A 14544-nucleotide genomic window follows, 5' to 3' on the forward strand; every position below is an offset into this window, starting at 1 on the left:
AGGCCGCTTTCGAACGGCCTTGCTTACTGCCGACTCATCAACCCCTCGACGAAGTCAACGAAGGCCCGCGCCTTGGCGCTGGCCAGGCGTCCGGTAGGGAATACCGCCCACAGATCCAGTGGCGGCAATTGCCACTCCTCCAGCAATGGCACCACTTCGCCACTGGCCAACTCTGCCGCGAACATCCACTGGGACGTCAAGGCCACGCCCAGATGCCCCAGCACCGCCGCGCGCACACCCTCAGCCGCGCTGACCCGTACCCGCCCGTTGACCGTCACCGACTGCACCGTGCTGCCTTGTTTGAAGGCCCAGTGTTCGCCGCCCCCGGCCTGGGCGAAAATCACCGCCTGGTGGTGCGCCAGATCAGTAGGATTGGCAGGCGCGCCATGGGCTTGTACGTAGGCAGGAGTGGCCAGTACCAACCGCTGACATTCACCGATCTTGCGGGCGACCAGGTTTGAGTCGACCAACGTCCCCATGCGCAAGGCAACATCGATGCCTTCTTCGACGAGATTGACGGTGCGGTCATCCAGGACGATGTCGATATTCAGATCAGGGTGCGCATCGAGGAACGCTCCCAGGTGCGGCACCACATGCAGACGCGCGAAGGTCACCGCCGCACAGACGCGCAGAGTGCCATGCAGCCCACTGCCCGCACCGCGTGCCGCGAGATCGGCTTCGTGGGCCTCCTCGATGGCACGCTTGGCACGTTCGTAGTAGGCGGTACCGGCTTCAGTGGGTGTAAGCCCGCGAGTAGAACGCAGCAATAGCCGCACGCCAAGGTGCTCCTCCAGCTGTGCGATGGTTTTCGATACGGCTGGCTGGCCGAGGTTGAGCCGCCGCGCGGCCGCAGAAAACGACCCTGATTCGAGCACGCTGACAAAGGTTTCCATTGCCGCCAATCGATCCATAGTGGTTCGCCTGAAACAGTTAAAAATTCATAGCAAAAAAAGCGAGCGAAGCAGGGGCTTCACTCGCGGCGGGTGGTTTATCTCAACAAGTCGTGCGCAAAGCAACCTTCTCTAGAACGCAGCTTTGCCGATTGATGCTCCGCCATCGACGAACAGCGTCTGGCCAGTAATGAAACCGCTGCTTTCGGACAACAGGAAGGCGATGGCCGCCGCGATCTCCTCGGGTTGACCAAATCGCCCCAGAGGAACGCCTGAGAGGTAGCGCGCTTCACCTTCGCTGCCGGGTGGGTTGTTCGCACGGAACAGCTCGGTCTCGGTAGGCCCCGGCGCAACGGCGTTGACGGTGATACCGGTGGTGGCCAGTTCGAGCGCCCATGATCGAGTAAAGCTGATGAGCGCAGCCTTGGCGGCGGCATAGGCGGTGCGATGGGTGATACCCAGCACCGTCAGGCTAGAGATGTTGACGACTCGGCCCCAGTGACGCGCGCGCATGCCGGGCAGCAGTGCCTGAGTGGCCTGAAGCGCCGAATGCAAATTGACCCGCATCACGGCATCGAAATCGTCCAGATCCACTTCGCCCAGCAGTTGCGGGCGAACCAGGCCGACGTTATTCACCAACCCATCGAAGGCGTATTGCCGGGCTAACGTCGCCAAGGCCTGTTCAGTCGCTTGGCGATCACCCAGGTCGACCGGTACCAAGGTGCCAGGGAAGTCGACACCCTCGGTGTGCCGGGCGATGCCCACGACGTGGTGACCCGCGTTTGCCAGCGCCTGCGCCAGCGCCAGGCCGATGCCCTTGCTGGCACCGGTAATCAAAAAGGTTCGCTTGTGCATGAATGCTCCTGGGACCAGCCCGTGCAGAGGCTGGTCGAGTTAGGCCAAAGACAGGTATCAGACAGGCTTGGTCCATTCGTTGCCTTTCATGAACGGATCCAGCTGGGTGTGTACCAAATGGTTGGTGTAGTTGCTCATGACCTTGGTGGCGACGCCCAGTACGACCTCCAGTACGTTACGACGAGTGAACCCCGCAGCCAGGAAGGCTTCGATACCGGCGTCGTCGACGAAGCCGCGATCACGCACGACGGCGGTGGTGAACACATGCAAGGCTTCCAACCGGGCATCCGGGATCACGCTACCGGCGCGCAGTGCTGCAATGACCTCGGGCGCCATTTCGATCATCTTGGCCAGGGTAGTATGGCCTGCCATGCAGTAGTGGCAGTTATTTTCGAAGTTGGAGGTCAGGTACACCACTTGTTGTTCGTGCGGCGTCAGCGTGCTCTTGCCGAACAGGTCCCAGAGTTGGCTGTAACCGGCCAGCAGCTCGGGCGATTCAGCCATGTTGCCTTGCAGGTTGGGAACGAAGCCGAAGGCACTCTGCACGGCTTCCAGAATGGGCTTGGAAGCAACAGGGGCGGTTTCGATGGTGTAACGAGTGAAAGTAGTCATCGCAGGTTTCCTTGAGTGGGTCAGCAAGAGTGCTGGGGCTATCTTGCTGCTCTTGGCCGGGCTGCGGAACGCAGGGTTCGGGCATATCACTCATGCTCTTCAGGAATAAAGCCGAACTGCGTTGACTGGCCGGCGGTGAAAAAGCTCTGTCAGCAGGAACCTCAAGCGCAGGCTGAAACTGCCTCGCTTGCGACGCCATGAGCGCGGCGGTCACCTGTAGTAGCGGCGAGCCCCCATGCCGTCACCGGCGTGGCGGTGGGCAATGCCATGAATATGGCGACCACCCTCGCCGTCTATGCCAGCGTGTGCAAGCACACCGCACGCCCGTTTGTATTCCCCGGTTCCCACGTGCAATGGGACAGCCTAACCGACATGACCGATGTGCGTCAGTTGGCCCGGCAACAGCTATGGGCGGCCACCACGCCGGCGGCGGCCAACCAGGCGTTCAACGTCACCAATGGCGATGTATTCGCTGGAAATGGATGTGGGCGCAGATCGCCGATTATTTTGGCTTTGGAGTGAAGTAGGGTCAGACCACCATTATCGAAAACGTGGTCTGACCCTGAGGAATCCCCACAAATCTACTCCAGTCTCTGAGCTTGCCGGTGCACTTCATCGCGCAGCAATAGCTCCATATCCGCTAATTTCGAGCAGGACAATCCGGTGGTGGAACATCTCAAGTATTCGAGACCAAGACGCCAGAGTGAGAGCACCGGTTTATGCCTGACGCTGTTGCTCTGGAAGTGACGTGACCGACCTGTCGTTCGAGCCTCAAGACCGGCCAGATACAGTGCATAACAGGCCAACGCGGCGATCAGCAGCAGGATCTCGATACGCCGTGGGCAGCGCGTTCGATGCAGGTTAAAGGCAAAGCCGAAACGCAGACTCTTCATGTCCCGAAAACCTTCCTCAATCTGCATCCGCTTGCGGTAAATACCGACAATTTTCCGAGCCATCCATTGCGGTTGCGGCAAATTGCTGGCGAGCAGCCAGGGTTCTTGTTCACGGCGAGCGTTCTGTCGGCTGAGTTTGCTGCGCGCGATGCTACCCGTCACTCGCCGATGTTTTCTCCCCTTGAGCGGTTGGTGAATGCCGTACAGCGCAACCCGGTACGGTGCGCTACGCGTCATCTCAATTTGGCCAAGCGAACGTGCAGTCGATGTTGTCTGCCGGTAGAGCTGCTTTATAGGTTGCCATTGACCTTGCTCGTTACGATAAAGATCACGATTGCGCACACGTCCCACGTAATACCAACCTTTGGCTTCGACGACCTGGAACCAGGGACGACGAAATCCGGCATCCGTCACCAGGATCGGTACGCACTGCTCGGGAAGCATAAGTTCAAGCGCATCGAGCAACCGCCGCTGCTGCCCGGGGCAACCTTCACGATCATGCACGCTCTCGTAAATAGGGAGCGCTCGGCCAGCCAGCGGAATTGACGCCCGCAGCAGGTAAAGATCAGAAGCGGCATTGATCGGCGACCAATCCACCAAAATCAAGGGATGGCGCAAGGAGCCAATCAGTGCCGTGAGTATTTTCCAGTAGAACAGCGGACGTTCATGTTGCAACTGAACGTTGCCGAGCAGGCGATCCACACGTTTGATCGAATGCTTGACGTAAGCTCTGCTGGGCATAGCTCTGCCCAGATCGGTCAGCGTCAGACGGCGCCCGTACAGCAAAGCGCTGACGCAGCTCATCAGGGCGCTCAGGCGCTTGCGGTGCAGAGTGGGGAGTGCTTGGGAAAATGCCTTGTGTAAGAATCGTACGGCCTGCATGAGTCTCGGGTGATTGGTTTGTTTGGCGACTACCCAACTGCCCGACTCATGCAGGCCAGTTCAAGCTATCTGACTGAGCTGCAAGGAAGTTTTGTGGGGATTCCTCAGGGTCAGACCACGTTTTCGATAATGGTGGTCTGACCCTACTTCACTCTTAGCGAGACCCACCGTGCTGATTAGAGACAACAAAACAGGTAAGTCTTTAAAACTTGAAGGTCCTGTCGATGATGTGATGCAGACGTCAGCTTTAGACTTGTTGATTCAGAAAAATAACTAGCTCCGCACCATATTTGCACTCCCGAGTCGCGCGGCCGACGACGGCACCTCATGTCAGGTGTCAGATAAATACTGTGTTTGTACAAATTTTGCGATGACCTGAGCGCCCAGATCGACTGAGTAGTACATCTGTACTATTGCCTAAAAATAAAAGTTCGCAGAATGTAATCCACACCTATTTCAATAGGTAAGAGTCTGCAAGTTCAACTCAAGATATATAAAATATGAAATAGAGAATCATCAATGCATTTCGGCCTAAAAAACCAAGAGGACTGAACAAGATGAAAAAAATTTCCACGCTTGACCTGTTGTTCGTTGCGATCATGGGTACTTCGCCGGCTGCTTTCGCCGCCGACCTGGTCGATGTGTCCAAACCTCCCAGCCAGGTTGCCCAAGGCGCGCCCGCGCCGGTTAGCCTGCAAGCGGAGCACGGTAGCGACTACGGTCCGCTGATCGCCTGCGGCACCGGGGGGACATCCTCGGTCCGAGGGTTGGAGGAAGTGGGGGGTAGCTGCTCAACTTCGGTCCGAGGTTGAACGCGGCGGGACGGCTCGACGATATGTCCCTTGGGATCGAGTGTCTGCTCTGCGAGGATCAGTTACGCGTTTGCGAATTATTGGATTACTTCTAGGATTGTTACGAGCAATTTCGCTCAGGGAGAGACTTATGAAACTGCGCTATGTCTTTTTTTCCGCTTTGTTAGCTCTTGGCTTCGGCGCTAATGCATCGGCTGCCGGCAAAAATCCTTTCACTGAGCCATGTCGTGCAGATGATGGCTGTACTATTCCTTATGTTCACTGGGAAGAGGGTTAATTTGCAAGTTACCTAACCCCGTGCAGAATCCTGTTTCATCCAGCTGTTTTTGCCTCGGCCAGCTCCGGCCGAGGCAACCCCTCGCAACCTACACTCATCAGGTCGACCTCAGTTGATCGATTTGACCCCATCCCGACCGTCAAAACACCATCAATACTGGTCAACCCGCTTTTGCCCTTAATGGGAATAAATATCGTCTATGGTCACTTATCGACAAAAACGGCCGTGATACTCGCGCCCCCCATAAGTCCTCATAAAAAAGCTTATCAAGACTTTTAAGCGAGAGTGGTCGTATGTCGCCTTTTGAGCCCATGCGCAATTTCTTCCATCGACGGGCAGCCAAAAATATGACCGAGCGGGCAAGGCCCAGTTTTTCCTGCCTCCAGTTTTTCCGTCATTTCAGCCATACACTGACCCGCTGCTCAGTTCCCTCTATAAACACCAAAGCCTCAATCTGACCTGCTTCGATCAAGTCTTGGCGAATGCCTTTTATCATTTCAAGCTGCGCAGCCCTGTCAACCAGTTCGACACGTGCTATCGAAGCCTTCATGGATTGGCGGGCGTCAGATTTTGCTTTGCGAATCGCAGATAGCACGGCACTAACACTCATTAATAAGCCTTCAATAGACGCGTCAGGAGAAACATCCTCCCCTTGCGGCCAAGACGCATTGTGCACTGAACCGCACTTCCAGGTTTGCCAGACTTCCTCACACACAAATGGCAGAAATGGCGCAAGCAGTCGCTGCTGCACGCTCAGTGCATGTGCAAAAGCATTACGGGCCGAATGGCCTTCTGGTCGATAGGCGCGACGCTTGACCAATTCGACATAGTCGTCGCAAAACCACCAGAAGAACCCTTCGATACGCGACAACGCCACGCTATAGTCGTACGCCTCCAGCGCGGAGGTGGCGCCCTGAACTACGCCGTACAAGCGTTTAAGCATGGCCTGATCCAGCGGTTGATCGATATCCCCGTTGTCGTCCTTTGCAAAGCCTTGAATCAACCTTGATAGATTGAACAACTTCACGGCCAAACGGCGACCGATCTTCATCTGCTGCTCTTCAAAGGCTGTATCGCTGCCGAGCCTCCCAGAGGCTGCCCAGTAGCGCACACCGTCACTTCCATACTGGTCGAGCAAGGCTTGAGGGGTGACCACATTACCCTTGGACTTAGACATTTTCTTACGGTCGGGATCAAGGATCCATCCAGAGAGCGCGACATGACGCCATGGCACGCAAGCGTGTTCAAAATGGCTGCGCACCAGAGTCGAGAATAGCCAGGTCCGGATTATGTCGTGACCTTGGGGCCTGAGATCCATGGGGTATACCTTGGCGAACAACGCGTCGTCATCCCCCCAGCCTCCGGCGATCTGAGGCGTCAGGGAGCTGGTGGCCCAAGTATCCATGATGTCCTGTTCGCCAACAAAACCATTGGGCTGACCACGTTGCTCAGGTCGATACCCAGGCGGGGTGTCCAGACTTGGATCAACGGGCAGGCTGTCCTCGCAGGCAATGATCGGCGCGCTGTAGTCCGCTTCACCTTGTGCATCCAGGCTATACCAGAACGGAATCGGTACACCGAACATGCGCTGACGACTGATTAGCCAATCACCGTTCAAACCGCCTACCCAATGTTCGTAACGCCTGAGCATGTGCGGCGGATGCCAGTCCAGCGTCTGGCCAGAGGCAAGCAACAAGTCCCGCAGGCTTGCGTCGCGTCCGCCATTACGCAAGTACCATTGCCGAGTGGCGAGAATTTCCAAAGGCCGGTCGCCTTTCTCGAAAAACTTTACCGCGTGTTGAATAGGTCGGGGTTCATCTTGCATGGCGCCGCAGTCGCGCAGCATCGACACGAGCTGTGTGCGAACCTGGGACAAATTACGACCGGCCAAGTCTGCATAGGCCTGTTGGCTGCGGGGTGTCGTCAACCAGGAGGGCATCTCAAGCAACAGGCGCCCGTCTTTTCCCAATATGGACCGCGTTGGCAACTGCAACTCCCGCCACCAAATCACATCGGTAAGATCACCAAAGGTGCAAACCATCACCACGCCGGTGCCCTTGTCAGGATCACCCAAAGGATGCGCCAGCAGCGGTACGTCCACGTCAAAAATCGGCGAGCGCACGGTTTGCCCGAACCGCGCCTGATAACGAACGTCGTCCGGGTGAGCCACCAGCGCCACGCATGCCACCAGTAGCTCGGGCCGAGTGGTAGCAACCTTCAATGCGGCGCCATCAGTCGTCTCAAAGCTCAGTTCGTGATATGCACCAGCGACCTCGCGCTCTTCAAGCTCTGCTTGAGCTACGGCGGTCTGGAACGTCACATCCCACAGGCATGGGGCTTCCTGGCTATAAAGTTCGCCACGCTGAAAGTTACGAAGCAAAGCGCGCTGACTCGCTCGTTGGGAGCGCTCATCAATGGTGGCATATGAAAGGCTCCAATCAACGGACAAACCCAGTTGCACGAAGAGTGCACGGAATGCTTGCTCATCAATGGCCGTCAGTTCGTGGCACAACTCGATGAAGTTGCGCCTACTTATGACAGTAAAGTCACCTCGCTTTGATGGAATGGGCTCAGGTGGCCTGAAATCAGCCTGATAAGCTGCCAGCGAGTCGCAACGTACGCCATAGAAATTCTCGACCCTGCGTTCGGTAGGCAAGCCGTTGTCGTCCCACCCCATGGGGTAGAACACAGCCTTGCCTCGCATGCGCTGGAATCGAGCGATGATATCTGTGTGGGTATAGCTGAAGACATGACCGACATGCAACGAACCCGAGGCCGTCGGTGGTGGTGTATCGATGGAGAACACAGCGTCGCGTTGGGCTGTGTGGTCAAAGGCATACGTGCCTTCGAGCTGCCAACGTTGGGACCAGCGTGTTTCAAGGTTTTCGAGCGAGGGGGTGACAGTTTGATCGTTTAGTACATCATCACGTTTAACGGTGACATAGCATCCTCCTGTTAATTCCAAAGGGCACAACAGTGAGTGTGCGCCGAGGTAAAATTTATATTGAATCGCCTTTGAAAAGTAAACCCCTAATCGACATTTACCCATCGTAGCTCGATGCAACTGACGGTTCGTCCAAGAGGATGCATCCCGATTTACATTACCTGCGGGATCCATTTATGCGGCAGCAGTTCGGCAACGTAACTTGCATGCTGTGTTGGCAGTCGCGCCAGAACGTCTTTCAAGTTAGCCGATGGATCATGCCTATTCATGCAGGCTGACTGGATCAAGGTCATGATCGCAGCTACCCGCTTACCGCTGCGTAGCGACCCGCCGAACAACCACGATATCAATACCGTCGCCAATACTGCCCGAATCATGGTGCAGGATATGGCGGATGTGTTTGCGGTGATTGAGAAGCGCTGGTCTGATTCGCCTTCTGTTGCTTGATGTGATTTAAGCTGCGAAGAAGCCCGCTTTGGCGGGTTTTCTGGTTTTTGGTAAGTGGCCCAATTGCACCTTGAGCAAACCCGGCTAGGCACGCGCGCCCTCGCTGTAGGCGACTATATCGCCGGCCGCCCCTCCAGAAGTGTCTTCAAGTCTCCGAAACGCCAAACCATCGCCGGAGGAATTCCGTTTTGTCATCTGTGGCGAGATTGACGAGGCTGTGGCGCCAAATGCGTTTGGCGTGCATGAACGCGTCATTCCGGGTGGGCGATGCGTGGTGGTGCGGCATGTGGGGTCGCCGGATCATATCGGTGAAACGATCTATCCGATTTATCGCGATTGGTTGCCTGCCAGTGGCGAGGAGCTTCGCGACCATCCGCTGTTCTTCCATTACCTGAGCGTCTACCCCGCGACGCCGCAGGATCAGTGGCAGACCGATGTTTATGTTCCGCTGAAATAGTGTTTGAAAAGGGGACGAATCTATTTCTGAAGGATGTCCCGTCCCCTTTTCGCTCAAGCCCTGCAAGAAGCCTCGGCGCCTTGCTCCGTTGCCTACAGTTGCGTCAGAATCCGCCGGCTTGTGCGCTTGAGTGGGCGTCTCTAAGGTGGCCCGGTCGCTGACAACTCAGTGATCGGGTTTAGTAGCCCGCGTGACAACATAAAGTGCATGAGCCTCATCGATCAGATGTTCTTGTCTGTACTTGATGGTGGCTGTGCGCAGGGCGCCCTCGGGCGCGCCGGCTTTGTGTGTTTCCCCGGTCTACTAACCTGCGTACAGCCGCCACCCTCTCGTTTAGTAGCGAAAAGGTGTTGGCCCTAACACAGGTACAACACACATGTTCAAAGTCACGCCCAACCCTCCAAACGGTCCCGACCTGAAACTGAATCAGGCTGCGCACCGTGCAATTGATCACTACCTCAACGCAAGCACCGAACGGCCAGAGCCGCCTCCTCCACCTTCGAAGACGCTGTTCAGCGTCGCTGAAGATGCCAACACTGAAGTGCTGATGGCCAATAGCTACGAAACTTTTTCTTCAGTGACTGCGTTGTTGCTTGACCTGTCGGATGAACTGACGGGGAAACAGCGGGACGTGGCGTTGGCGATTCACCAACTCAGCGAGTTGGGCGTATTGCTGATGGATAAGTTGATGACGCGCGAGGCGGCCATCAGCTAGACGCTTCGCCCACCAAAGGTCGCCGACCCGCCTCAGCCTATACAAAGACCCGGCGACCTCTTGCATCTATGGCCGGCGCACGATCTTCTAAAGGCTGTCCCCGTTTCGGCCTCAAGAGCATGATGTGATCCATGAGAGATACCCCCTACACACTGTTCATGCGCTTTCAGACACCCGACCCTGGCATTGCCCCACGCGAACAGGCGCCGATGCTCGCCCAGGAGCAAGCCTGGGCGCGGGAGCACGCATCCAGGCACCGCTTCAGTTGGATCGAAGTGTTAGTGCCGCCGTTGTGCGTTGGCCCGGTTCTGCCGGGTATCGCGTTTTTACTGGGCCTGTTGCTCTATCGCGCGTTATTCGCTCCCGGCCTGGATATTGACCGAATCGTCGGAGCTTCCTTTGGCTGGCTTACCCTCGCGACGCTGCTCTTCATGGCTGTATGGGGGTTACACAACTTCCTGCGCGATGCCCGCGACCCGACCAAACGCTACTGGCGATCCATGCCGGACCAAGGGTTGGCCGAGCTCGAGCACCATAGCCTGGTATCCGGCACCAGCCTGTGGTCCTCCGATTATGATCCGGACTGCAACACCCTCATGCAATGGGCAAACGGCAAGCTTGAATGCGTGCAACACAGCGGTGTGACGCAATGGGTCCTGGCCAGGACGACCGCGGGCCACTGGCTGGTGCTCAAGGAAGAATATCCGGGCAGCTTCAGCTATGGACGGGTTGGGAAAATGCCCCCGCCGGACAAGCAAATGCAGCCCTGCCAGGAACTGACGATCGCCTTTGCCCCCGGCACCAACCTCCCTCTCGGCCGGCGTTTCAGCGGCGCGCCGATGCCATTGGTCGACACGCCGTATTGGGTGTCTGCCGATGAACTCAAGCGTCTTGTCGAGGTTGCCCATCACTGGGCCTTTTCCCCCCCGGACCGTTACGCCGTGGTCAATCACCAGGATGCCGAGTGGGTGCAACGGCTGGCGGACAGGGCGCAAGCCAGCGTCGGCCCCCGGCCGGACGAGACAGCCAGCAATCGGCCAGAAACAGCCCTCTAGACCAGACAGGTCGAGTCGATTTAGAGAGCAGAGGGTGTCGAATAAACTGCCCTGAGGTTTGCAATGAAGTTATCACTCCAGTGCAGCTTGTGGGCTCGCATTCTGTGGCTGAATCTCCACCGGAGTAACAGGTAGTTTTTTGCTCAGCCCGGGGATGTATTGCGGCCGGTTTTCAGGTCATGATGCGCCCCCCAGATCAAGGAAGATAACCCCAATGAAAACCGCCCTGCGCGCCCTGTTCCTGCTGTGCCTGACCGCGCCCGCCTTCGCCGCCGAAAACCCCGTCGGTTTCAAGACCGTCACCCTGCCCGACGCACAAAACAACCGGCCACTCGAACTGGCCGTCTGGTACCCCGCCACCACCACGGCCACCCCCACACTGATCGCCGACAACGCGGTGTTCATCGGTGCCCTCGCTGTGCCCGACGCCCCGCCGGCGGCCGGTGAGCATCCGCTGGTGGTGCTCTCCCATGGTTATGGCGGTAACTGGGGCAAGCAGGTGTGGCTGGCCAGTGCACTGGCGCATCAAGGGTACATCGTCGCGGCGGTCAACCACCCCGGTACCACCACCAAGGATCGCAACCCGCAAACCGCTGCGCAGTTGTGGTTACGTCCGGCCGACCTGAGCCGCGTGATCGATGCGGTACTGGCTCAGCCGAAGGCATTTGGCGCGGTCACGACTGGCCAGATCGCTGCCGTGGGCCATTCCCTTGGCGGCTGGACCGTGCTGGAAATCGCCGGGGCGCGCTTCGACCCCGACCTGTTCAGCCGTGACTGCAGCGCCCACCCCAAGCTCGGCGGCTGCATCGGCTATCAGGCGATGAACCCCGCCGGTACGCCAGCCGGCAAAGCTCGATTGGCCGCTGATTTGAGCGACAAACGCGTCACCGCCATAGTGTCCTTGGACCTGGGCCTGTCACGCGGCTTCACCGACGCGAGCCTGGCGACGCTGCCGGTACCGGCGCTGGTGATTGCGGGCGGCGTGCCTTCAGAGGATATGGACCCGCAGCTCGAATCCGCCGCCATGGTCAAGCACCTGCCTGAAGCAACCACCGATTATGTGGAGATCGCCGATGCCACTCACTTCAGTTTTATGTCGATCTGCAAGCCGGGCGGCATGGCATTGATTGAGGAGAGCTCGCCAGGCGACGGCATGATCTGCCGCGATGGTGAGGGCGCTCGGCCGAGGGCGGTGATTCAGCAACAGGTGGTGGGGCTGATCAGCGCGTTTTTACGCCAATCGTTTCGACATTGATTCCGGCATCGACCTTAAAGCACCTGGGGCGAGACGCATGGATAAGGTTGAACCTCTCCCACGCATAGAGGCTCAGAAACCTTACATCCTCGGGAGAACTTTATGACCATGACCGCATTAGTCGTCGGGGCCAGCGGTATCGTTGGCAGCGCCATCACCCAGTTACTGCTCGACCAACAGTGGCAGGTCGCAGCGCTGTCCCGTCAGCCCTCGAAAGTGCCAGGCGTGATTCCGGTCGCCGCCGACCTGCAGGACCCGGCATCGCTGCAACAGGCCCTGGCCGATTTGAAACCCACCCATGTGTTCATCACCACCTGGTCACGCCAGGCCACCGAAGCCGAGAACATCCGTGTCAACGCGGCCATGGTGCGCAACGTGCTGGACGCCGTGCGCCCCGCCGCAAGCGTGCAACATGTGGCATTGGTCACCGGCTTGAAGCATTACCTCGGGCCGTTCGAAAACTACGGCAAGGGCAGCCTGCCGCAAACGCCGTTCCGCGAAGACCAAGGCCGCCTGGACGTGGAAAACTTCTACTACGCCCAGGAAGACGAAGTGTTCGCCGCCGCGAAAAAGGACGGTTTCACCTGGAGCGTGCATCGCCCCCATACCGTCACCGGCGTGGCGGTGGGCAATGCCATGAACATGGCGACCACCCTCGCCGTCTATGCCAGCGTGTGCAAGCACACCGGGCGCCCGTTTGTATTCCCCGGTTCCCGCGTGCAATGGGACAGCCTCACCGACATGACCGATGCGCGTCAGTTGGCCCAGCAACAGCTATGGGCGGCCACCACGCCGGCGGCGGCCAACCAGGCGTTCAACATCACCAATGGCGATGTGTTTCGCTGGAAATGGATGTGGGCGCAGATCGCCGATTATTTTGGCCTTGTACCCGCAGAGTTCCCGGCCAAACCCTCGCCGCTTGAAAGCCAGATGGCCGATGATCAGGCGGCCTGGAGCGAGATCGCAGCCAAACACGGGTTGAAAGAAACCGACATCAGCCGCCTGGTCTCGCCCTGGCACACCGATGCCGACCTGGGACGCCCGATCGAGGTGGTCACCGATATGTCCAAGAGCCGGAAGATGGGGTTTACCGCCTACCAGGCCAGCGACCAGGCGTTTTTTGATGTATTCGATCAGCTGCGTGAAGCGCGATTGATCCCTTGAAGAAACAGGCCGCCATTCACTGGCGGCCGCTTGTCTTTCAATGGCCGGTCACGGCGGGTTTACCGGCACTGCGGGCTCCCGGTTTGAAGCCATGGACGTGCGCCGCCGCCGTGATCGCCAACGCCACGCCGATCAACACCAGCATCGCCCACGGAAACGCTGCCACCCCCCAGGTGTCCAGCAACACGCCCCCCACCACACCGCTGCCGGCAATCGCGCTGTTCCACGCCACCACGTTCAGTGACAATGCCACGTCCGCGCCATCGCCCGCCGCATCCGCCAGGGCCGTTTGCAGCAAAGTCGCGGCGCCGCCAAAGCTCAAGCCCCATACCGCCACGCCGAGATAAATCACCTGCGGCACATTTCCCAGCAAGCCCAATACCAGGCTGATGAGCGCAAAGCTCGCCAGGCTGGCCAACACGGTCTTGCGCAATAACCGCTCAACCCATTTAGCCGTGATCCAAATCCCCACCAGCGCGGCAATCCCGAATACCAGCAGCACCAGGTCGACGCGCTCCGCCAACCCCGCCGGTGCCACGAACGGTGCGATATAGGTGTACAGAATGTTGTGCGCCAGCATCCAGCTGATCACCACCGCCAACACCGGGCGCACGCCTGGCGTGGTCAGCACCTTGCGCAGCGACACGCGTTGATGGACAGGCTGCGGCGCGTAGTCCGGGACTTTCAGCAGTACCCATGCGATCAGCACCAAACTCACCGCCGACATCAGGCCGAACGTGGTGCGCCAGCCCAGCAGGCCACCGAGCCAGGTGCCCAACGGCACACCCAACGACAGCGCAATCGGCGTGCCGACCATCGCTAGCGCGAGTGCCTTGCCCTGTTGATGGGGCGCAACCATACGCCGCGCGTAACCGGCCAGCAGGCTCCAGGCCAACCCCGCCGCCACCCCGGCAAAGAAGCGCGCCACCAACGTTACGCCAAAGTGGGACGACAGTGCGGTGATCGAGTTGAACAGCAGGAAACCGACAATGGTCAGCAGCAACACATTACGTCGGCGCCAGCCACGAGTGGCAATCGTCATGGGAATCACCGCCAGCACCGAACCCAGTGCGTAGGCGGTGACCATCTGCCCAGCCATCGACGGTGAAATTGCGAGGCCGTCGCTGATCAACGGCAACAGGCCGGCAGGCAGGGTTTCGGTGACGATGCAGATGAAGCCAGTCATGGCCAGGGCGAGCAAAGCGCCGATAGGCAAGCGCTCGGATGCGGCTGATGCGGTGAGTGAGGGGGTCACGGGAAACTCCTTTGATGAGACTTAGATACTG

Annotated in this window: 13 protein-coding genes and 4 pseudogenes; 10 read left to right on the plus strand and 7 right to left on the minus strand. The window is 58.4% G+C overall.

The features are described from left to right. Positions 1 to 23: 23 nt before the first annotated feature. From EXW71_RS03325 to EXW71_RS03335, 3 genes are all read right to left on the minus strand, one after another. A complete protein-coding gene (locus EXW71_RS03325; protein WP_123718699.1) occupies positions 24 to 911 on the minus strand; it encodes a LysR family transcriptional regulator in 888 nt (295 codons plus the stop codon). A 111-nt stretch (positions 912 to 1022) separates the two neighbouring features. Further along, complete coding sequence (locus tag EXW71_RS03330; protein WP_134657570.1) at positions 1023 to 1745, minus strand: SDR family oxidoreductase; 723 nt, start codon at positions 1743 to 1745, stop codon at positions 1023 to 1025. A 57-nt stretch (positions 1746 to 1802) separates the two neighbouring features. Continuing rightward, positions 1803 to 2357, minus strand: coding sequence for a carboxymuconolactone decarboxylase family protein (locus EXW71_RS03335; RefSeq protein WP_134657571.1), 555 nt, complete (start codon positions 2355 to 2357; stop codon positions 1803 to 1805). A gap of 231 nt (positions 2358 to 2588) precedes the next feature. Between EXW71_RS03335 and EXW71_RS03340 the strand changes: the two are divergent. After that, positions 2589 to 2869, plus strand: a pseudogene (locus tag EXW71_RS03340) (NAD-dependent dehydratase); the annotation flags it as partial. Between the two features lie 69 nt (positions 2870 to 2938). Here the strand turns inward: EXW71_RS03340 and EXW71_RS03345 are convergent. After that, positions 2939 to 4132, minus strand: a complete 1194-nt coding sequence (locus EXW71_RS03345) for an IS4 family transposase (RefSeq protein ID WP_134657572.1) — start codon at positions 4130 to 4132, stop codon at positions 2939 to 2941. Between the two features lie 557 nt (positions 4133 to 4689). Between EXW71_RS03345 and EXW71_RS29335 the strand changes: the two genes are divergently transcribed. The 3 genes and pseudogenes from EXW71_RS29335 (at position 4690) to EXW71_RS28705 (ending at position 5221) form a co-directional block, all read left to right on the plus strand. Further along, entirely contained in the window at positions 4690 to 4944 is a 255-nt protein-coding gene (locus tag EXW71_RS29335; protein WP_134657573.1) for a hypothetical protein, read from the plus strand. Beyond that, a pseudogene (locus EXW71_RS29340) lies at positions 4932 to 5006 on the plus strand (hypothetical protein); the annotation flags it as partial. The gene EXW71_RS29335 and the pseudogene EXW71_RS29340, both read left to right, overlap by 13 nt. Positions 5007 to 5074: 68 nt before the next feature. Next, the gene (locus EXW71_RS28705) at positions 5075 to 5221 is read left to right on the plus strand and encodes a hypothetical protein (RefSeq protein WP_167659627.1); all 147 of its coding nucleotides are present in this window, start codon (positions 5075 to 5077) and stop codon (positions 5219 to 5221) included. Between the two features lie 394 nt (positions 5222 to 5615). Here the strand turns inward: EXW71_RS28705 and valS are convergent, their stop codons facing one another. Continuing rightward, on the minus strand, positions 5616 to 8270 hold the full coding sequence (gene valS, locus EXW71_RS03360) for a valine--tRNA ligase (protein ID WP_256657071.1): 2655 nt from the start codon (positions 8268 to 8270) through the stop codon (positions 5616 to 5618). Between the two features lie 47 nt (positions 8271 to 8317). Continuing rightward, positions 8318 to 8509 (minus strand): annotated as a pseudogene (locus tag EXW71_RS03365) (transposase domain-containing protein); the annotation flags it as partial. Between EXW71_RS03365 and EXW71_RS03370 the strand changes: the two are divergent. From EXW71_RS03370 to EXW71_RS03395, 6 genes and pseudogenes are all read left to right on the plus strand, one after another. Next, a complete protein-coding gene (locus tag EXW71_RS03370; protein WP_372241321.1) occupies positions 8433 to 8612 on the plus strand; it encodes a hypothetical protein in 180 nt (59 codons plus the stop codon). The pseudogene EXW71_RS03365 and the gene EXW71_RS03370 sit on opposite strands and share 77 nt — an antisense overlap. 172 nt (positions 8613 to 8784) lie before the next feature. After that, positions 8785 to 9069, plus strand: a pseudogene (locus EXW71_RS03375) (GyrI-like domain-containing protein); the annotation flags it as partial. Between the two features lie 376 nt (positions 9070 to 9445). Further along, complete coding sequence (locus EXW71_RS03380; RefSeq protein WP_134657574.1) at positions 9446 to 9784, plus strand: DUF6124 family protein; 339 nt, start codon at positions 9446 to 9448, stop codon at positions 9782 to 9784. 131 nt (positions 9785 to 9915) lie between these two features. Continuing rightward, positions 9916 to 10839: a hypothetical protein gene (locus EXW71_RS03385; protein WP_134657575.1), complete on the plus strand. Its 924-nt coding sequence runs from the start codon at positions 9916 to 9918 to the stop codon at positions 10837 to 10839. A 214-nt stretch (positions 10840 to 11053) separates the two neighbouring features. Continuing rightward, on the plus strand, positions 11054 to 12094 hold the full coding sequence (locus tag EXW71_RS03390; RefSeq protein ID WP_134657576.1) for an alpha/beta fold hydrolase: 1041 nt from the start codon (positions 11054 to 11056) through the stop codon (positions 12092 to 12094). A gap of 102 nt (positions 12095 to 12196) precedes the next feature. Further along, positions 12197 to 13258 (plus strand): SDR family oxidoreductase, encoded by a 1062-nt coding sequence (locus EXW71_RS03395; RefSeq protein WP_134657577.1) that lies wholly within the window; start codon positions 12197 to 12199, stop codon positions 13256 to 13258. 37 nt (positions 13259 to 13295) lie between these two features. Here EXW71_RS03395 and EXW71_RS03400 read toward each other — a convergent pair whose 3' ends face one another. After that, positions 13296 to 14513 carry an MFS transporter gene (locus EXW71_RS03400; protein WP_134657578.1) on the minus strand — a complete coding sequence of 406 codons (1218 nt, stop codon included), beginning with the start codon at positions 14511 to 14513 and terminating at the stop codon, positions 13296 to 13298. Between the last annotated feature and the right edge of the window lie 31 nt (positions 14514 to 14544).

Origin of the sequence: Pseudomonas sp. BCA17 (assembly GCF_004519405.1) — a bacterium.
Classification (GTDB): Bacteria; Pseudomonadota; Gammaproteobacteria; order Pseudomonadales; family Pseudomonadaceae; genus Aquipseudomonas.